The organism is Bacillus sp. PAMC26543, from assembly GCF_014250375.1.
GTDB classification, from domain to species: Bacteria; Bacillota; Bacilli; order Bacillales; family Bacillaceae; genus Bacillus; species Bacillus halotolerans.
The window spans coordinates 1,179,566-1,198,485 of sequence record NZ_CP060193.1; the positions used below are offsets into that span (position 1 = coordinate 1,179,566).

19 protein-coding genes and 1 other annotated feature are annotated in these 18,920 nt (G+C 42.8%); of the genes, 16 read left to right on the forward strand and 3 right to left on the reverse strand.

Annotation, left to right across the window (positions count from 1 at the left end):
• Positions 1-160: 160 nt before the first annotated feature.
• The 12 genes from H7F27_RS05905 (at position 161) to H7F27_RS05960 (ending at position 10,604) form a co-directional block, all read left to right on the forward strand.
• Positions 161-433, forward strand: a complete 273-nt coding sequence (locus H7F27_RS05905; protein ID WP_010331570.1) for a YtzC family protein — start codon at positions 161-163, stop codon at positions 431-433.
• 156 nt (positions 434-589) lie between these two features.
• On the forward strand, positions 590-727 hold the full coding sequence (locus tag H7F27_RS05910) for a hypothetical protein (protein WP_063623039.1): 138 nt from the start codon (positions 590-592) through the stop codon (positions 725-727).
• Between the two features lie 33 nt (positions 728-760).
• Positions 761-1,153 (forward strand): GntR family transcriptional regulator YtrA, encoded by a 393-nt coding sequence (gene ytrA, locus H7F27_RS05915; RefSeq protein ID WP_024122575.1) that lies wholly within the window; start codon positions 761-763, stop codon positions 1,151-1,153.
• Entirely contained in the window at positions 1,146-2,024 is an 879-nt protein-coding gene (ytrB, locus tag H7F27_RS05920; RefSeq protein WP_095714569.1) for an ABC transporter ATP-binding protein YtrB, read from the forward strand. Before ytrA ends, ytrB begins: the two co-directional genes overlap by 8 nt.
• Positions 2,018-3,001 (forward strand): ABC transporter permease YtrC, encoded by a 984-nt coding sequence (gene ytrC / locus H7F27_RS05925; protein ID WP_101860083.1) that lies wholly within the window; start codon positions 2,018-2,020, stop codon positions 2,999-3,001. The genes ytrB and ytrC overlap by 7 nt, the downstream gene beginning before the upstream one ends.
• A 30-nt stretch (positions 3,002-3,031) precedes the next feature.
• A complete protein-coding gene (locus H7F27_RS05930) occupies positions 3,032-4,009 on the forward strand; it encodes an ABC transporter permease (RefSeq protein WP_101860084.1) in 978 nt (325 codons plus the stop codon).
• A 14-nt stretch (positions 4,010-4,023) separates the two neighbouring features.
• Complete coding sequence (gene ytrE, locus H7F27_RS05935; protein ID WP_095714566.1) at positions 4,024-4,719, forward strand: ABC transporter ATP-binding protein YtrE; 696 nt, start codon at positions 4,024-4,026, stop codon at positions 4,717-4,719.
• Positions 4,709-6,019 (forward strand): ABC transporter permease YtrF, encoded by a 1,311-nt coding sequence (ytrF, locus tag H7F27_RS05940; protein ID WP_185848697.1) that lies wholly within the window; start codon positions 4,709-4,711, stop codon positions 6,017-6,019. Before ytrE ends, ytrF begins: the two co-directional genes overlap by 11 nt.
• Positions 6,020-6,118: 99 nt before the next feature.
• The gene (gene bceR / locus H7F27_RS05945) at positions 6,119-6,814 is read left to right on the forward strand and encodes a two-component response regulator BceR (protein WP_095714597.1); all 696 of its coding nucleotides are present in this window, start codon (positions 6,119-6,121) and stop codon (positions 6,812-6,814) included.
• Positions 6,807-7,811: a sensor histidine kinase gene (locus tag H7F27_RS05950; RefSeq protein ID WP_185848698.1), complete on the forward strand. Its 1,005-nt coding sequence runs from the start codon at positions 6,807-6,809 to the stop codon at positions 7,809-7,811. Before bceR ends, H7F27_RS05950 begins: the two co-directional genes overlap by 8 nt.
• Before the next feature lie 101 nt (positions 7,812-7,912).
• Complete coding sequence (bceA, locus tag H7F27_RS05955) at positions 7,913-8,674, forward strand: bacitracin ABC transporter ATP-binding protein BceA (protein ID WP_185848699.1); 762 nt, start codon at positions 7,913-7,915, stop codon at positions 8,672-8,674.
• Positions 8,664-10,604, forward strand: coding sequence for a bacitracin ABC transporter permease BceB (locus H7F27_RS05960; RefSeq protein ID WP_095714562.1), 1,941 nt, complete (start codon positions 8,664-8,666; stop codon positions 10,602-10,604). The genes bceA and H7F27_RS05960 overlap by 11 nt, the downstream gene beginning before the upstream one ends.
• A 36-nt stretch (positions 10,605-10,640) precedes the next feature.
• On the opposite strand, the gene H7F27_RS05965 is transcribed toward H7F27_RS05960, so the two are convergent.
• Positions 10,641-11,387, reverse strand: a complete 747-nt coding sequence (locus H7F27_RS05965; protein ID WP_185848700.1) for an LMBR1 domain-containing protein — start codon at positions 11,385-11,387, stop codon at positions 10,641-10,643.
• A gap of 189 nt (positions 11,388-11,576) precedes the next feature.
• Here H7F27_RS05965 and H7F27_RS05970 point away from each other — a divergent pair, with 189 nt between their 5' ends.
• A complete protein-coding gene (locus H7F27_RS05970; protein WP_044153739.1) occupies positions 11,577-12,770 on the forward strand; it encodes an MDR family MFS transporter in 1,194 nt (397 codons plus the stop codon).
• 30 nt (positions 12,771-12,800) lie between these two features.
• Here the strand turns inward: H7F27_RS05970 and H7F27_RS05975 are convergent, their stop codons facing one another.
• Positions 12,801-13,586, reverse strand: a complete 786-nt coding sequence (locus H7F27_RS05975; RefSeq protein WP_095714559.1) for a YtvA family blue-light photoreceptor — start codon at positions 13,584-13,586, stop codon at positions 12,801-12,803.
• A gap of 402 nt (positions 13,587-13,988) precedes the next feature.
• Here H7F27_RS05975 and H7F27_RS05980 point away from each other — a divergent pair, with 402 nt between their 5' ends.
• The 3 genes from H7F27_RS05980 to H7F27_RS05990 all read left to right on the forward strand — a co-directional run bounded on the left by H7F27_RS05980 (position 13,989) and on the right by H7F27_RS05990 (position 17,595).
• Complete coding sequence (locus H7F27_RS05980; RefSeq protein WP_003223352.1) at positions 13,989-14,324, forward strand: DUF4257 domain-containing protein; 336 nt, start codon at positions 13,989-13,991, stop codon at positions 14,322-14,324.
• Positions 14,325-14,427: 103 nt separating this feature from the next.
• Positions 14,428-14,642, forward strand: a binding site (T-box leader).
• 110 nt (positions 14,643-14,752) lie between these two features.
• On the forward strand, positions 14,753-17,167 hold the full coding sequence (leuS, locus tag H7F27_RS05985; protein WP_185848701.1) for a leucine--tRNA ligase: 2,415 nt from the start codon (positions 14,753-14,755) through the stop codon (positions 17,165-17,167).
• Positions 17,168-17,283: 116 nt separating this feature from the next.
• Entirely contained in the window at positions 17,284-17,595 is a 312-nt protein-coding gene (locus H7F27_RS05990) for a rhodanese-like domain-containing protein (protein ID WP_024122561.1), read from the forward strand.
• Positions 17,596-17,619: 24 nt separating this feature from the next.
• Here the strand turns inward: H7F27_RS05990 and melA are convergent, their stop codons facing one another.
• Entirely contained in the window at positions 17,620-18,918 is a 1,299-nt protein-coding gene (melA, locus tag H7F27_RS05995; RefSeq protein WP_024122560.1) for an alpha-galactosidase MelA, read from the reverse strand.
• Between the last annotated feature and the right edge of the window lie 2 nt (positions 18,919-18,920).

Here is an 18,920-nt window from a genome sequence, read left to right on the forward strand (position 1 = left end):
TTAATGTGCCTCCTTGCGTACAATTGCATCCTAAAATTGTAGCACGCATTTCACATGAGAACAAATGAATATCGACCATAAATTTCTTTATTGAATCGTGTCGGATGAGGCTACACTATGGATGAATGGATTGTTTCCATTACCAAGAGGAGGGGTTACTGTGGCAACAAGACAATCAGTAGATGAACATCTCCAACAATGTATGCAGGCGTATGATTATGCTGAAGAACAGCTGAAAATCGCTTCTAAACAAGAGCATTATAACGACCAAGAATACAGTGATGCGCAAATGCAGATTGAAAATGCGGTAAATGCCTTGAATAAATTATGGCTGTCATCAAATGATCAGCAGAGAGAACAGCTGTACAGAATGAGACTTCAGCTTCAAGCTTTGCAAAATAATATGATCTTGCAGCACCCTCTTGATGTGTAAGAAACGGACCCTTTTGATAAGGGTCCGTTTTTTTTGTAAAAAAAGGATTGACTTTGCACAGTAAAGTATTTATTGTATTAAGTGTACTAATTGGAGTAATACACTATAGACACTGATGAAAAAGTCATTTATATATTGAAATTAAGGGAGGCAGTTATGAAACACAAAAAACAAAACAAACGTAACGTGCCAATGCTGATCGCGGCATCTGTGATCGCTTGTTCTTTTTTTCTTGTTCTTGTAATGATCGGTTTTGAATGTCAAAAAAGTATAATTGATCAGTTTTATCTATAAAAGGTTCAGATCGTATAGAAAGTAGGGAAGTAAATGATTCAAATCGATCCAAGAAGCTCAACGCCCATTTACGAACAAATTATTCAGCAAATGAAAGAGCTTTGTTTGAAAGGGATCATGAAGCCTGGTGATAAGCTTCCTTCTGTCAGAGAATTGGCGACGATCATTATTGCGAATCCGAATACTGTCAGCAAAGCGTACAAAGAGCTTGAGCGAGAGGGTATTATTGAAACGCTGCGTGGCAGAGGGACCTATATATCGGAAAATGCAAAAACGACACTGGTTGAAGGGAAGATGACGATGATTAAAGAGCAACTCAAACAGCTCATCATCGATGCACATTATGCGGGGGTTGAGCTGGATAAACTGCAAGAATGGATAAAGGAAATCAGCGCTGATGTGAAAGGGGGCAAGAGCGATGATTGAATTAAGACAGCTGTCAAAAACGATTGACGGAAATCAAGTATTAAAAGATGTGTCATTAACAATTGAAAAAGGAGAAATCTTCGGGCTGCTCGGCCGCAATGGGTCAGGCAAAACGACAATGCTTCGCTTAATCCAGCAAATCATTTTCGCCGACAGCGGGACGATTTTATTTGATGGCGTAGAAATCAAAAAGCATCCGAAGGTCAAACAGAATATCATCTACATGCCTGTTCAAAATCCTTTTTATGATAAGTATACATACAAGCAGCTTGTTGACATCCTGAGAAGGATTTATCCGAAATTTGATGTCACGTACGCGAATGAGCTGATGAACAGATATGAAATTCCAGAAACGAAAAAATACCGCGAGCTGTCGACAGGTTTGAAAAAACAGCTGTCGCTCGTTCTGTCGTTTGCAGCGAGACCGGCACTGATTCTCCTTGATGAACCGACGGACGGTATTGACGCGGTAACAAGACATGATGTGCTGCAGCTGATGGTTGATGAAGTGGCTGAGCGTGATACGAGCATCCTGATCACCTCCCATCGCCTTGAGGACATTGAACGGATGTGCAACCGAATTGGTTTTCTCGAAGATAACAGACTGACAAATGTAATGGATCTTGATGAATTAAAAGAAGAATACATCAAAATTCAAATGGCGTTTGATGAAGATGTCAATCTGGCGATCAGAGAGCAAAACATTCCGATGCTCGATCAGGCCGGTGTGTTTTACACGGTGCTGATCCCGAAAAGCGATGAGAAGAACAAGAGCTTTTTGAGAGAGCTGAAGCCAAAAGTGTGGAATGAGCTTCCTGTCAACTTGGAAGAAGTATTCATTGCGAAGTTTGGAGGGAAGCGGAGATGGTAGACCGAGGTCTCCTCTATCGAGAGTGGAAGCAGAATCAAGTGGTGATTTTGTTAAGTATTGTGTTTTTGGTGCTGGCAAATCCGCTCTCTATTGTGAATTGGTATTTGTCTTATCAAGGATGTCTTGCTCAACAAGACCCGCAATATTGTGATTTTATAGTGAATTACACGAGCAACTTGATAGATATCAACTGGGTGCCGGGTGTCATTTTGGCGGTCTGCTTCCTGGGAATGGAACGTTCGAAAGGCACGATGGATTTTATATTAAGCCTCCCATATAACAGAAGCCAAATTTTCCAGACGAAATTTTGGTTAGGCGGTTTTGTGATTGTACTGTCACAACTGATTGGTTTTTTACTTGCATGGCTGCTGATTCTTGTTTATCAACCTGAGCATGTCTACTATTTTGAGCACAGCAGTGTTGGAGTAATCGTGATTAGCTTTATGGCTTACTCACTTGTGATGGCCGCCGGAGCGTTAACTGGAAATGCTTTTGCCCAGCTATTAACGGCATTTGCTGCTACGGTACTGCCGTATTTAATTGTTGTTTTGCCGATTCTAAACATAGAATATATTTTTGATGTAAATATATGGGATTATTTTCCTTCTGTTGAGGATTATTTTGCATTGGTTCGTAAGTTATACTATCTTGTGCCTATGGGATATGTTGCAAATGACTGGCTAACCGACAGTAAATATATTCTACTCATTCCGGCTGTCATGAGCATTCTGTTTTACTTGATTGGCTATATAAGCTTTAAAAAGCATCCAAGTGAACGAAACGGATACTTTTTCCTTTGGAACAGCTTAGATCGTCCGGTACAAATTTTGGTTATTGCTTTTGGCATTCTTGGGTTTGGCTTGTTTGGATATTCTGCCGGACATTCCATGATTGGTTATATTTTTGGAATGATCATTGGTGCGGTTGTCGGCTTTTTTGTAAGCTACTTTGCAATTTATAAGAAAACAAAACATTAAAGAAGTGCTTTCAGTTGGGAGGGAAGTGATGTGCCGGATTCCGGGCTGTTTTATAAAGAGTGGAAGCAAAATAAAGCTCTGTTAACCATGATTTTTTTGGTATTTATGCTTAGCAATCCTTTTACTGTATTAAATACGTACATCTCATACCAAGGCTGCGTGGCTAATCAGAACGAGTGGGTCGGAACCTGCGTATTTACGATTAACTATTTAAATGGCACATTTATCTCGCTGTTTTGGATTTGGGGTGTCGTTTTGGCTGTCAGCCAGCTTGGAATAGAACGAAGCAAGGGCCTTTTTGATTTTACATTAAGCCTTCCTTATACGAGAGGCCAGATATTTAATATGAAGTTCCTTACCGGCGGGCTGGTGATTGTGGCACCGCAAATTTTTGGATATATATTATCCGTTTTGCTTCTAGTGCTTTTGAAACCCGAACAAGCCGTTTATTTTCATCACTACAGCCTGGGAATGATCATCGTCAGTTTGCTGGCTTATTCTCTGGTCATGGCGGGGGGAGCTTTGACGGGCCATATTTTTGCACAGCTTTTGGTTTCAGCTACTGTTACGATTTTGCCTTTTTTGCTCATGACTCTTCCTGCTATCAACCTGGAAATCCTTCTTGGCGGAACAGTAGAATTTATACATGGTCCTGTGCCCGAATGGGTGAAGTATCTATTCCCGGTTACTTACGTTGTGCCGAACTGGGTTGAGGATTCTCCGTATTATTTAGTGATTCCGGCCATCATGACGATCATCTTTTACATCATCGGCCACATCAGTTTTGTCAAACTGTCTAATGAACGGAACGGATATTTCTTTTTGTGGAAAAAGCTTGACCGCCCGGTACAGGTCATTGTCATTATCATTGGAATCATGGGCTTCGGGTATTTTGGATTTGCCGCAACGGAAAGCTTCGCCGGCTACATATTTGGCATGGCTGCAGGCGCCGTGATTGGTTTCTTCATCAGCTATTTTGCGATTTATAAAAAAACAAAACATTTATAAGGGAGAGAGAAAAGATGATTGATGTTCAGCATATTAACCATTCTTTCACGATCGGAAAAAAGGGCCGTGAGAATGAAGTGCCTGTCTTAAAAGATGTCTCGTTGACTGTTGCGAAAGGAGAAATCGCCTGTATCGTCGGACGAAGCGGGTCGGGGAAGTCAACGCTTCTGAATTTGATTTCAGGCTACATCTCACCGACAAAAGGGCGTATTGTAATTAACGGAACTGATGTCACGGGCTTTAATGAAAAGGAATGGGCGCAGTTCCGCCTTGAACACTTTGGGTTTATTTTTCAAAGCTTTCAGCTCATCCCGGGCTTAACGACGTATGAAAATGTCGAAATGCCGCTGGCGCTAAAAGGGATCAAACCGTCTGAGCGCAAGAAAAAGGTACAGGATATGCTGAAACGCGTCGGTCTTGAAAACCATGCTGCTCACTATCCAAATGAACTGTCAGGCGGACAGCAGCAGCGTGTCAGCATTGCGAGAGCGCTGATTTTAAATCCATCAATTATTTTAGCGGATGAGCCGACGGGAAGTCTAGATTCAGAAACGGAGCAGGAAGTGCTTGAATTGATTCAGCAGCTGAACCGTGAGCGGGGCATTACATTTGTGATTATTACCCATGACGATGAAGTTGCTTCAATCGGACACTCAAAATTCCAGCTGCATGACGGTGTGTTAAAAGGAGGTATTACCGTTGAGATTTAAGGATCAGGTTCATTTTATCAGAAGAAATATGAAGAAAAACAGGCTCCGCGTCTTTATGACAATTCTTGCGACAACAATGGCGTGTGCGTTTTTGGTTGTGCTGTCGTCAGTTGGATTCGGGATTCAAAAGACAATCACAGATATGACGATGAGCCAGCAAATTGTGACTAAAGTCAGTGTAATGGGCAAGGAAGGGGATAAGCCTATTAAAAAAGCTGATTTAGAGAAGTATGATCATGTAAGGTCAGTTGTAGAAAGAACGCAAGTGTATGAGCCAAACAAAGCAACTTTAGGCAATCGCACAAATGAAAGCTCTAATCTTATCTTTACCAATATGAATGATGAATTAAAGGCCAATATGGAATTAGAAAAAGGAAGAGTCGCAAAGTCGGAAAATGAAATCGTAGTAGGATACGACTTTGCAAAGAGATTATTGACGAAAAAAGAATCTGAAGCATATAACAAAAAAATCGAAGAAGCAAAAGGAAACCCCGAAGATATAGAAGAACCAAAGGGTTATACGAAAGACATCCTGAACAAAACGATTGAATTAAGTGTATCAAAAACAGATCCTAAAACAGGGGATGTTACGAAAACAAAAACATATGACTTTAAAATTGTCGGTATTACAAAAAAACCATCTCAAGATTGGATGGAGGATTCAAACATCTTTATTAGTGATCAATTCAAGAAGGACTTTTCGGAATTTTTGGACTTCAAGGGCGGGAATGTTGAAAAAAATATTGGCGTTTTTGCTGATAAATTTGAGAATGTGGAACAGCTGACAAATGATCTGACAGATGACGGATACTATGTCACATCAGTTACTACCGAGCTTGAAGGAGCCAACACCTTCTTCATGGTCTTCAAAATCGGCCTGATCTTTGTCGGATGTATCGCGGTTATCATTTCAGCCATTGGGATATTTAACACGATGACGATGGCGGTTACAGAAAGAACGCAGGAGATCGGCATTATGAAAGCGATTGGGGCGAGTCCGTCAATCATTCGCCGAATGTTCTTGATGGAAAGCGCGTATATCGGAATTTTAGGCTGTGTGATTGGGATTATCATTTCTTACGGCGTGAGCTACCTTGTCAACCTTGCCGTTCCGATGATTCTCGCGGCGATAGGCGGAGGCGAAGCGGGCGATCTGAATTATACGTTTTCTTATATTCCGCTCAGCCTTGTCATTATTGCGGTTGTGATTTGCGGCGGTGTCGCTGTGATCTCGGGTATGAACCCGGCCCGAAAAGCAACAAAAACCAACGTGCTGACAGCATTAAGAAGAGAATTGTAATCAGAAAAAGCCGGCTGAACCAGCCGGCTTTTCTGTATAGCGCATCAACAAGATTTGCTATACACTTGACATAAAAAAGGAAAAAGTGCGGTGAGTCCATTGTTTAAACTTTTGCTGATAGAAGATGATAAATCGCTGTTTCATGAAATCAAGGAGCGCTTAACGGGATGGTCCTATGATGTATACGGCATACAGGATTTCAGCCAAGTAATGCAGGAATTTGCGTCAATCAAACCTGATTGCGTCATTATCGATGTTCAGCTCCCTAAATTTGACGGGTTTCATTGGTGCCGGCTGATCCGTTCCCGGTCAAATGTTCCGATTCTCTTTTTATCCTCTCGTGACCACCCTGCTGATATGGTCATGTCGATGCAGCTGGGAGCGGATGACTTTATTCAAAAGCCGTTTCATTTTGATGTGCTGATTGCGAAAATCCAAGCGATTTTCCGGCGCGTGCATCATTATAATACGGAGCCGAGCACGATCAAAACATGGTGCGGGGCTGCCATAGACGCAGAGCAGAACCTCGTCAGCAATGACGAAGGCTCTGTTGAACTGACTAAAAATGAAATGTTCATTCTAAAACAGCTAATAGAACAAAAAAACAAGATCGTCAGCCGGGAAGAGCTGATCAGAAGCTTGTGGAATGATGAGCGTTTTGTCAGCGATAATACACTGACCGTCAATGTCAACCGCCTGCGGAAAAAATTGGATGAACTGCAGCTTGGAACATATATCGAGACGAAGGTCGGCCAAGGCTACATGGCGAAGGAAGAGGATCATTTCTATGATTAAAGCATTCCTCATCGAAAGACGAAGCTGGATTGCCGCATTTTTGCTGCAGCAAATTCTGATTTTGCTGATAGCCTTTGTTGATCCGTCTATTCCATTTAAAAATGTTCTTTATATTGTTTATTTGTGTGTCTTGATCTTTGTTGTGTTTGTTATCATCCGTTTTCGGAAAGAAATCGCATTCTATAAAAGCCTCGAAGAATGGGAAAATAATCTTGATGTCACAGCCATAAGTGAACCGGAGACGCCGTTTGAAGAGATGATTGAAAAAAGCATCACCGGACAAACGGAACAATTGAAGCAATCTGCATTGCAGAATCGCTTGGCATTAGAAAATGAAAAAGATGAACTGATGGCGTGGATACATGAGGTCAAAACGCCATTAACAGCGCTGCATTTAATCATCGATCGGATGGAAGACCCATCATTAAAATCCCAGCTATCGTATGAGTGGCTGCGCATCCATCTGCTTCTTGATCAGCAGCTTCATCAAAAGCGCATGTCCTTTATCGAAAATGATCTGTCTTTAGAGATGATCAAGCTTAAGCCCTTGATTATCAAAGAGATCAGAGACTTGCAATCGTGGTGTATACAGAAAGGAATCGGTTTTGACATTCAGCTGGAGGCAGAGGAAGTCTTGAGCGATGCGAAATGGCTGGCCTTTATCATCAGGCAGCTGCTGACCAACGCCGTAAAATACAGTGAAGCCGCTGATATTGTGATCAACAGCTATGAAAAAGACGAACGGAAGGTTCTTGAGGTGAAAGATTTTGGACGGGGCATTGACAGGAAAGATGTCTCACGGATTTTTGATAAAGGGTTTACATCCACAACCGATCATCATAATCAGTCTTCTACGGGCATGGGGCTGTATCTGGCGAAGAGAGCCGCAGGACCGTTGCTGATCGATATCAATGTGCATTCAGAGCTTGGGGATGGAACAACCTTTACCTTAACCTTTCCGAAACGAAATCAATTCGAACGTGTCATTAGCGTGTGACGAAAATGTCACATGCTTTTCTTTTTTGTTCGCTTAATCGAAGGAAAAGCCCGTCAATCCTTTTTATAATAACATTATCCAATATAAAGGAGACTACGGAAATGATGATTTTAGAAGCGAATAAAATTCGAAAAAGCTATGGTAACAAGCTAAATAAACAGGAAGTGCTGAAGGGCATCGATATTCACATTGAAAAGGGCGAATTCGTCAGTATTATGGGTGCTTCAGGATCGGGCAAAACGACTTTGCTTAACGTTCTGTCCTCGATTGATAAGGTAAGCCACGGAACGATCAACATTAACGGAAACGAAATGACGTCCTTGAAGGAAAAGCAGCTGGCTGAATTTAGAAAACAGCACTTAGGCTTTATCTTTCAAGATTACAATTTGTTAGACACATTAACAGTGAAAGAAAATATCCTTCTGCCGTTATCGATCACGAAAATATCAAAAAAGGAAGCAAACCGCAAGTTTGAGGAAGTGGCGAAGGAATTGGGTATTTATGAATTGCGGGATAAGTACCCGAATGAAATTTCCGGCGGCCAGAAGCAGAGAACATCCGCCGGGAGAGCGTTTATTCATGACCCGAGCATTATTTTCGCTGATGAGCCGACCGGCGCGCTCGATTCAAAATCAGCCTCTGATCTATTAAACAAGCTGAGCCAGCTCAATCAAAAACGCAGCGCCACAATTATTATGGTTACCCATGATCCCGTTGCAGCGAGCTACTGCAGCAGAGTCATTTTTATTAAGGATGGCCTGATGTATACGCAGCTGAATAAAGGAGGCCAAGACAGGCAGACGTTTTTCCAGGATATCATGAAAACACAAGGCGTGTTAGGCGGGGTGCAGCATGAACATTAATCAGCTCATACTGCGAAATCTGAAAAAGAATATCAGAAATTATTACCTCTATGTGTTTGCTTTGATCTTTAGTGTGGCGCTTTATTTCGCATTTGTCACACTCCAATATGACCCGGCCATTAATGAAGTAAAAGCTTCCATAAAAGGCGCCGCGGCTATTAAAACCGCTTCAATTTTGCTTGTGGCTGTTGTATCAATCTTTATTTTGTACGCCAATACCATTTTTATTAAAAGGCGGAGTAAAGAGATCGGGCTGTTTCAATTAATCGGAATGACAAAGCACAAAATCTTTCGTATCTTAAGTGCAGAAAATATCATGCTGTATTTCGGCTCGTTAGCCATCGGGGTTTTTGCCGGATTTTCAATCTCAAAGCTTGTGCTCATGATCTTGTTCAAAATAGTCGATGTCAAAGCTGATGCGAAACTGCATTTTTCTGAGCAAGCCTTGGTTCAAACAATCATTGTGTTCTGCGGCATTTACCTTTTGATTATGATCATGAATTATACGTTTATCAAAAAACAAAGCATTTTATCTTTGTTTAAAGTAACGTCTTCCACTGAGGATAAAGTGAAGAGAATCTCTTTTTTCCAGATGCTGATCGGGGCGCTGGGCATCGTGTTGATTTTAACGGGATACTACGTGTCTTCCGAGCTATTTAGCGGAAAATTCAAGACCATAAACGAACTGTTTTTCGCAATGAGTCTTATCTTAGGTTCCGTCATTATCGGGACGTTTCTCTTTTATAAAGGATCGGTTACGTTTATCTCGAACATCATTCGGAAAAGCAAGGGCGGCTACTTGAATATCTCAGAGGTTCTGTCACTGTCATCGATTATGTTCAGAATGAAATCGAACGCTTTGCTTCTGACAATTATCACAACCGTTTCAGCGCTCGCCATCGGGCTGTTATCCCTTGCTTATATTTCGTATTACTCGGCAGAAAAGACTGCTGAACAAAATGTAGCGGCGGATTTTTCATTCATGAATGAGAAAGATGCCAAACGATTTGAAAGCAGTTTGAGTGAAAATGACATGTCGTACGTCAAAAAAGAAATGCCTGTCCTGCAATCGTCTTTTGATCTCACAAATATCATGGATGGAACTTCGAAAGAGATGCAGAGCGATCCCAGCAACACACAGCTCGCTGTTGTTAGCGATAAAGATGTAAAAGGAGTCGATGTGGCGGCTGGGGAAGCGGTTTTCTCAGGATATACTGACTTGCTGCAAAAGATAATGGTTTTAAAAGACTCCGGCAGCATTAAAGTCAAAAGCAAGAATGAGACAAAATCATTACACTATAAAGGATTAAGAGAAGAGTTTCTTGTATCCTACACGTTTACAAGCGGGGGAATGCCCGCAGTCATAGTGGATGACAACCTGTTTAAACAGCTGAATAAAGATAAAGACCCTCGCATTCAGCTGGCGCAATCTGAATTTATAGGCATCAATATGAAACATGGAGATCAGCTTGAAAAAGCAAATGAGCTCTTTCAAAAGGTCAACAAGAAAGATCTACATTTATCAAGGCTGGATACAAGTATTGCGCAAAAATCTCTTTTTGGTATGGTCATGTTCATCGTTGGTTTCTTAGGATTAACATTTCTCATCACATCGGGGTGTATCCTTTACTTTAAACAAATGGGTGAAAGTGAAGAAGAAAAACCGAATTATACCATCCTAAGAAAACTCGGTTTTACACAGGGCGACCTGCTGAAGGGGATACGCATCAAACAAATGTATAACTTCGGCATTCCATTGGTGATCGGCCTCTTTCACAGTTACTTTGCCGTACAATCCGGCTGGTTCTTATTCGGATCAGAGGTATGGTCGCCGATGATTATGGTGATGGTGTTATATACTGCACTCTATTCTATTTTCGGTATTCTGTCGGTTCTTTATTATAAAAAGGTGATTAAGTCGGCATTGTAAAACAGTAAAAGCTCCAGAGAACTGGAGCTTTTTTGTTTATCGTTTCGGCGCCCGATACCCGGCTGCCTCAGCCTCTTCAACTGAACAAAACATTTCAGCTGGGTCTGTCGTCCGGTCATAGTATGTACTGCCCGGCGTATGATAAATGCCGTTTTTGCTGCCTTTGATAAGACAGCCTTCTGCTGTATCAGCTGAGCTGGTTTCGTTGCTTTTATTTGTGCTGGTTGAAGAATGTTCGCTGTTTTCTTTTGTGCTGGCTGTTCGGTTTTGTGCCTCTTTTAATTGCTTTTCAAGTTTTGTTTTATCTTGTTGAAGGGCTTCATTTTCAGCCTTTGCTGTTTTGGTATCATCTTTGAGCTGTTTTTGTTTTTCTTGAAGTTCTTTATTTTCTGCTTTTAATGATTTCTGAGTCTTTTTTAGTTCACTATTTTCTTTCTCCAGCTGCTTGAGCTTGTTTTGATCTTTTGTGTCGTCTTTCAGTTTCTTTGCTTCAGAGCTGATGGCTTCATACTCTTTCTCAAGTGCTTCATGCTCTTGTTTAAGACTTTTATATTCAGTGTTTAGTGCTGAATATTTTTTATCAGCATTTGCTGCGGCAGCGTCAGGTTCTGTCAAAGCTGCTCCGGTGAAGAGCAGAATGAGGCCTCCAATGAAAAGCGGCCAAAAGAGTTTTTTAGAGAATCGTTTTTCTTTTTTCAGCACATATCTGACGAGATGGTACACTCCATAGCCAAGCGAAAAGAGAAATGCAAAAAAACCGAGGAATGCGAATGCCATTTCCATGAAATTTACCCCTTTTTCTATTTATTTTACAATTTTCGAGCAATATTTGTTAGATGTTTTCACACTCATCTGTTGAAAAAAATGAGATAGACAGATAGAATGAATGTGCTATGATAACTGGATTCGTACGGAGCCTGTTGAGGTTTCCGTTTTTTCATGAGCTTTTATAGATAAGAAAGGGGGATTAGTATGCCGCGCGCATTGAAAATTTTAGTGATAGGGATGTTTATTAATGTGACGGGTGCATCCTTTTTATGGCCGCTTAACACGATCTATATTCATAATCATTTAGGAAAGTCATTAACGGTCGCGGGGATTGTCCTTATGCTGAATTCCGGCGCCAGTGTGGCAGGGAATTTATGCGGCGGGTTTTTGTTTGATAAAATCGGCGGGTTCAAATCCATCATGCTCGGAATTGCGATTACGTTAGCAAGTCTGGTGGGTCTCGTCTTTTTTCATGATTGGCCGTTTTATATCGTGCTGCTTACGATTGTCGGGTTTGGTTCGGGTGTTGTTTTTCCGGCCAGTTACGCAATGGCTGGATCAGTGTGGCCTGAAGGGGGAAGAAGGGCATTTAATGCGATTTATGTCGCGCAAAACGCAGGTGTTGCCGTCGGTTCTGCGCTTGGCGGCGTGGTGGCGTCTTTCTCGTTTTCATACGTATTTTTGGCGAATGCCGCGCTGTATGTGGTCTTTTTCTTTATCGTATATTTCGGATTTCGAAATATTCAGACGAAGGATGTGTCTCAAACGTCTGTGCTTGATTATGACGCTGTAAGCAGCAAAGCAAAATTTACGGCTCTGGTTATTTTGAGCAGCGGGTATGTGCTCGGATGGCTGGCATATTCTCAATGGTCTACCACCATTGCATCGTACACGCAAAGCATCGGAATGTCTCTTTCTTTATATAGTGTGCTGTGGACGATTAACGGAATTTTAATTGTGGTTGGACAGCCGCTTGTCAGCTTTTTTGTGAAAAAATGGGCTGAGTCGCTGAAAGCGCAAATGATCATTGGTTTTGTCATTTTTATTGTGTCTTACAGCATGCTGCTGACTGCGAAGCAATTTCCAATGTTTCTGGCTGCCATGGTGATCTTGACCATCGGGGAAATGCTTGTTTGGCCTGCCGTGCCGACGATTGCCAACCAGCTTGCGCCTAAAGGGAAAGAAGGATTTTATCAAGGGTTTGTGAACAGCGCTGCGACAGGTGGCAGAATGATAGGGCCTTTGTTCGGAGGAGTGCTCGTCGATCATTCCGGCATTCACGCTCTTGTTTTATCACTTTTGGTTTTGCTTATGATCAGCATAGCCACGACGATTTTATACGACAAACGGTTAAAATCAGCTGATAAAGCGAATAAGCAGGCTTCAGTTTCTTCATAAGAAAGATCCCGCCGGATGAGCGGGATCTTTTTACATAATCGGAAGCACGTTCACGGCATCCTTTACATTAGAATATGTTTTCAGCGATGAGAAATTGGCATCCAGTTTATTCATTTTCATAGCCAATTCGGGCTTAATGCCGGTAATGATTAATTCGGTACCGGTCAATTTCAGCAAATGGCTCAGCTTGAAAATCTGGTCGGCGGTTTGTTCATTTACTTGGGCCAAACCTGATAGATCAATAATCAAATAATCATCTTTGGATGTTGATAAAATATTCGTCAATGTGCTGACGATGGAATTAAATCGCTCCTCTGTCAGGTTGCCGACTAGCGGAAGAGCCGAAATGCCGTTGCGAATCGGCACAATAGGAGTTGAAAGTGCAGTAATTTCTGTGAGGGAATCCTCGAGAAGCTGTTCATACTCTTTTTGCTTGGTAATGTCATTTTGAATTCCGACAAAATAGGTTTTGTCTTCTATTTCCAGCGGATCAATATATAACTCATTCCAGAACATCGTTCCGTCTTTTTTGTAGTTTTGAATCTGAACTGTAACCGGCTCTTTATTTTGTAAACCGGCTCTGATGTTGTCCACTTCACCAGCGTCTGTATCTTTCCCCTGTAAGAAGCGGCAGTTCTTTCCTAAAATTTCCTCGGCCTCATAGCCGGTCATTTGAACAAAGCCTTGGTTTACGTAGACAATCGGATTATCTTCAAGTGCAGGATCTGTAATCACTACACCGACTCGCGCGTGATCAAGCGCTTTTTTGATAACGTCCAGCTGTCCTTTTATTCCGAATGATTGAAAACTACCCATATAATTCCCCCTTAGGCCGCCAGCTTGCTGTGCGAAAGCCTGATATTCCCCTTTTTTTAATGAATTCTACAGTAACCGTAGCACAACACATGTTCTGATTCAAGCAAGCGCAGTTTGTTGTTTGTCATTCGGGCTTGTCCTCGTATACACTAAAAATAAGAACAGAGTTTGAACATATGAACGGAAAGGTTTCTACATGCTAAATAAGTGACTAGGTCAATGTCACTGGGTGAAAAATGAATCTAATGCATCAAGCTTACCGATCATGTGTTCACATATAATGGAAGAAACAAGCTTTTTTCAGATTTGCCAGTATGTAGATATCGAAAATCATCGGAATCGTTTAAGGGGGCTGGATGGCCTGAAGTCGCTTTACGAAATAAGGGCTTTAGGAAGGTGATGATGAAGATGCTGCATCAGGTATTAATTGCTTGTGTAATTGGAGGAATCATGGGGATTCTCGGTCATGTGAAAAAGAGAGGCAGACTGGAGAAACCCAGGATGACAAAGCGGTTTATCTATCTTGGATTTTTGGAAGATTGGTTTATCGGCATGACGGCTTCCATTTTACTTGTACTATCCGCTGACCCCGATTCAGGAATTCAACTTGTCATCTTATCCATTATCTCAGGCTACGGCGGTGAAGCTGTTCTCAGAAGCTTTGATTTTGTAAGAGAAATGAACAGCGGCGGCGAACCGGCCGAGTCGAAACGTCAAACCAAAACTCCACCAGAATAATTGTCCTCAATCTTCGCCCGTTCAGGGTACATTCCCATTGTATACAAACCTGCTTGCACTTATGAACAGAATTCTATAAAATACAGTTAAGATTACGGTTGCGATAAGAACAATGAAGAGGAGCAGTAAGAAGCAGATATTGTTTCAGAGAGTTGACGGCTGGTGAAAGTCAATCAAGTTTGTTTCCGAACTCACCTCAGAGTTGCAGCGGTGAAAAGCCGCTGACGCATAACTGCGTTAAAAGTATCAAGTGAGTGCGGCGTCTGCCGCGCTAACGAGGGTGGTACCGCGGGAAAACGAAAGTCTCTCGTCCCTTTTAGGGATGAGGGAGTTTTTTTTAGTTTGGGAATATTCTGAATATAATTGTCCCTTTCCCGTCAATACTTGAACCATAAAACGCCGTATTCAATCAGAAGGAGGTTTTTACTTTGAGTTTTCAGCACAAAGAGATAGAAAAGAAATGGCAAAATTATTGGCTGGAAAACAAAACATTTGCCACTCTTGATCATAATGAGAAACAAAAATTTTACGCGCTGGACATGTTTCCTTATCCGTCTGGAGCGGGTCTGCACGTCGGACACCCTGAAGGCTATACAGCAACGGATATCCTCTCCCGCATGAAGCGCATGCAGGGGTATGACGTTCTTCATCCGATGGGCTGGGACGCATTCGGTCTGCCGGCTGAGCAATACGCTCTCGACACCGGGAATGACCCGGCAGTGTTTACGAAGCAGAATATTGATAATTTCCGCCGCCAAATTCAGGCGCTCGGTTTTTCATATGATTGGGATCGCGAAATCAACACGACAGATCCTGAATACTATAAATGGACACAATGGATTTTCTTAAAGCTTTATGAAAAGGGCCTTGCTTACGTTGATGAGGTGCCGGTAAACTGGTGCCCTGCACTCGGTACGGTTCTTGCCAACGAAGAAGTCATCGACGGAAAGAGTGAACGCGGCGGCCATCCGGTCGAAAGACGCCCGATGAAGCAGTGGATGCTGAAAATCACAGCTTATGCGGACAGGCTTCTTGATGACTTGGAAGAGCTTGATTGGCCGGAAAGCATTAAAGACATGCAGCGCAACTGGATCGGCCGTTCTGAAGGTGCGCACGTTCATTTTGGCATAGACGGACATGATGAATCATTTACGGTGTTTACAACAAGACCTGATACATTGTTTGGCGCTACATACACTGTACTTGCTCCGGAGCATGCATTGGTAGAAAAAATCACAGCTGCTGAGCAAAAAGAAGCTGTCGAAGCTTATATCAAAGAAATTCAATCAAAGAGTGACCTTGAGCGCACGGATCTCGCGAAAACAAAGACAGGCGTCTTCACGGGAGCTTATGCGATCAATCCTGTAAACGGTGAAAAACTGCCGATCTGGATCGCAGATTACGTTCTTGCTTCATACGGAACAGGTGCAGTCATGGCTGTTCCCGGTCACGATGAGCGTGATTTTGAATTCGCCAACACATTCGGCCTTCCAGTCAAGGAAGTCGTGAAAGGCGGAAACGTGGAAGAAGAAGCGTACACAGGCGACGGAGAGCACGTAAACTCTGACTTCCTGAACGGGCTTAATAAACAGGAAGCGATTGAAAAAATGATCGCTTGGCTGGAAGAAACGAAAAACGGCGAAAAGAAAGTCACTTACCGTCTGCGCGACTGGCTCTTCAGCCGCCAGCGCTACTGGGGCGAGCCGATTCCGATCATTCATTGGGAGGACGGAACGTCAACAGCTGTGCCGGAGGAAGAACTGCCGTTGATTCTGCCGAAAACAAACGAAATCAAACCGAGCGGCACCGGCGAATCACCGCTTGCGAACATTAAAGAGTGGGTTGAAGTCACAGACCCTGAAACAGGGAAAAAAGGAAGAAGAGAAACGAATACAATGCCGCAATGGGCGGGAAGCTGCTGGTATTTCTTGCGCTACATTGATCCGCACAATCCGGATCAGCTGGCATCACCTGAGAAAATGGAAAAATGGCTTCCGGTTGATATGTATATCGGCGGCGCGGAGCATGCTGTGCTTCACCTTCTGTATGCCCGTTTCTGGCACAAGTTCCTTTATGATATCGGGGTAGTGCCGACGAAAGAACCGTTCCAAAAGCTGTATAACCAAGGAATGATTCTCGGTGAAAACAACGAGAAAATGAGTAAGTCAAAAGGGAACGTTGTCAACCCTGATGAAATCGTTGCCTCTCACGGCGCTGATACGCTGAGATTGTACGAAATGTTCATGGGACCGCTTGATGCTTCAATTGCCTGGTCTGAATCAGGCTTAGACGGCGCACGCCGCTTCCTTGACCGCGTATGGCGCTTGTTTGTTGAAGACAGCGGTGAGCTTAATGGCAAAATCGTTGAAGGCGCCGGTGAAACATTGGAGCGCGTCTATCATGAAACAGTCATGAAAGTGACAGACCACTATGAGGGCCTGCGTTTTAACACAGGTATTTCTCAGCTGATGGTCTTTATCAATGAAGCCTACAAAGCGTCAGAGCTGCCGAAGGAATATATGGAAGGTTTTGTGAAGCTTCTTTCTCCTATCGCGCCTCACCTCGCGGAAGAGCTGTGGGAAAAATTGGGCCATAGCGGTACGATTGCATATGAAGCTTGGCCTGCATATGATGAAGCAAAACTTGTTGACGACGAAGTTGAAATCGTTGTTCAGCTGAACGGAAAAGTGAAAGCGAAACTACAGGTTCCTGCAGATGCGACGAAGGAACAGCTCGAACAGCTTGCTCAAGCAGATGAAAAGGTCAAAGAGCAGCTTGAAGGCAAAACCATTCGTAAAATCATCGCGGTGCCTGGCAAGCTTGTCAATATTGTGGCAAACTAATCCTGGAAAAATCCCCTTTGTCAAAAAGGGGATTTTTTTCATCAGTCTCAAAATAGCAATCGTCCAGCTGACTTTGATATACTGAACATGATTATTGGTGAATAGGAGTGTTTTCTTTGGAAATAAAAGAAATCAGCACAGCTGCTTTGCAAGAAAAAATCGAGGCGGATGAAGAATTGTATTTGATTGATGTCAGAGAAGATGAAGAGGTTGCGGAAGGCATGATCCCGCAAGCGGTTCATATTCGCATGGGGGATATTCCTGAAAAAATGGACACCCTCGATAAAGACAAAGAGTACACTTTTATCTGCCGATCAGGGATGCGCAGCATGAATGTCTGCAGGTATTTGGATGAGCAAGGCTTTAAAACAGTCAACGTAGAAGGCGGCATGATGGCCTGGGAAGGCGAAACGAAACCGAAAAACTAGGGGAGAGATCACCCCTAGTTTTTTTTATTTGTATGCTGGAAGCCAATCGCCGTGCGCTTCAAATAAATCATCACACATAGAAATAATGTCATTGATGGACAGCTCCGCACTTGTATGCGGGTCAAGCATGGCTGCCTGGTAGACAGCTTCTTTTTTTCGTGTAACAGCAGCTTCAATGGTCATCAGCTGTGTGTTGATATTCGTTCTGTTTAACGCTGCGAGCTGCTCAGGAAGTTCTCCGGCAAAGCACGGGGTTATTTTTTTTCTGTCGGCGACGCATGTCACTTCAACTACCGCTTTGGAAGGAAGGTTTGTGATGAGTCCGGTATTTAAGACGTTTCCTCCGAAGGTGAACGGCTGATTCGTTTCCATTGCTTCTATTATTCTTGAGCCATATTCCTTTGAGCGTTTATGGGTGAGGTTTTTATTGTTAACAATGTCATCCCTCATTTTCTCCCAATCTTCTATCTGTTTCACGCATCTTCTTGGATATTCGTCCAGCGGGATCTGCAGCTCGTTGATCAATTCAGGATAATTCCGCTTAATAAAATAAGGATGGTATTCTGCGTTGTGCTCTGAAGATTCCGTGACGTAATAACCGAACTTATCCATCAATTCAAATCGCACCATGTCATGATGCTTTGTTTTTTGCTTTTCTCTCGCTCTCTTTTTGATTTCGGGATATAAATCAGCGCCGTCCTTTTTCACTTCCAACAGCCATGCCATATGATTGATGCCTGCGATTCGTTCTTCAATCCCGTCGTGCTCCATACCGAGAGATCTAAATAAATCTCTTGTGCACACTTGGACGCTGTGGCAGAGCCCGATCGTTTTCACATCCGTATAGCGAAGCATAGCGCCAGTCAGGGAGGCCATTGGGTTTGTATAGTTTAAAAACCAGGCGTCGGGACACATTTCCTCAATATCTCTTGCGATATCAAATAACACGGGGATTGTCCTGAGTGATCTGAATATCCCGCCGATGCCCACTGTGTCGGCAATCGTCTGCCGCAATCCGTATCGTTTAGGAATCTCAAAATCGATGACTGTGCTTGGTTTATAGCCTCCGACCTGAATGGCATTAATCACATAGCCCGCTTGCTGCAAAGCCAGTTTTCTGTCGTCATAGCTGTTGATAACCACGCTCGGATTATAGCGGTCTCTCAAATTTTCGAGCATAAGCTGAGATTCCTGCAAGCGTTTTGGGTCAATGTCGTAAAGCGCAAATTCAAATCCATTTAACGCCTCCGTTAACAAGCAGTCCCCTAAAACATTTTTTGCGAAAATTGTGCTCCCTGCACCGATAAATGTGATTTTTTTCATGT

What these genes read in the sequence shown, in the direction of transcription:
- H7F27_RS05910 (WP_063623039.1), top strand. Translation starts at nt 590, where the DNA reads ATGAAACACAAAAAACAAAACAAACGTAACGTGCCAATGCTGATCGCG.
- ytrA (WP_024122575.1), top strand. Translation starts at nt 761, where the DNA reads ATGATTCAAATCGATCCAAGAAGCTCAACGCCCATTTACGAACAAATT.
- ytrB (WP_095714569.1), top strand. Translation starts at nt 1,146, where the DNA reads ATGATTGAATTAAGACAGCTGTCAAAAACGATTGACGGAAATCAAGTA.
- ytrC (WP_101860083.1), top strand. Translation starts at nt 2,018, where the DNA reads ATGGTAGACCGAGGTCTCCTCTATCGAGAGTGGAAGCAGAATCAAGTG.
- ytrE (WP_095714566.1), top strand. Translation starts at nt 4,024, where the DNA reads ATGATTGATGTTCAGCATATTAACCATTCTTTCACGATCGGAAAAAAG.
- H7F27_RS05950 (WP_185848698.1), top strand. Translation starts at nt 6,807, where the DNA reads ATGATTAAAGCATTCCTCATCGAAAGACGAAGCTGGATTGCCGCATTT.
- bceA (WP_185848699.1), top strand. Translation starts at nt 7,913, where the DNA reads ATGATGATTTTAGAAGCGAATAAAATTCGAAAAAGCTATGGTAACAAG.
- H7F27_RS05960 (WP_095714562.1), top strand. Translation starts at nt 8,664, where the DNA reads ATGAACATTAATCAGCTCATACTGCGAAATCTGAAAAAGAATATCAGA.
- H7F27_RS05965 (WP_185848700.1), bottom strand. Translation starts at nt 11,387, where the DNA reads ATGGAAATGGCATTCGCATTCCTCGGTTTTTTTGCATTTCTCTTTTCG.
- H7F27_RS05970 (WP_044153739.1), top strand. Translation starts at nt 11,577, where the DNA reads ATGCCGCGCGCATTGAAAATTTTAGTGATAGGGATGTTTATTAATGTG.
- H7F27_RS05975 (WP_095714559.1), bottom strand. Translation starts at nt 13,586, where the DNA reads ATGGGTAGTTTTCAATCATTCGGAATAAAAGGACAGCTGGACGTTATC.
- H7F27_RS05980 (WP_003223352.1), top strand. Translation starts at nt 13,989, where the DNA reads ATGAAGATGCTGCATCAGGTATTAATTGCTTGTGTAATTGGAGGAATC.
- melA (WP_024122560.1), bottom strand. Translation starts at nt 18,918, where the DNA reads ATGAAAAAAATCACATTTATCGGTGCAGGGAGCACAATTTTCGCAAAA.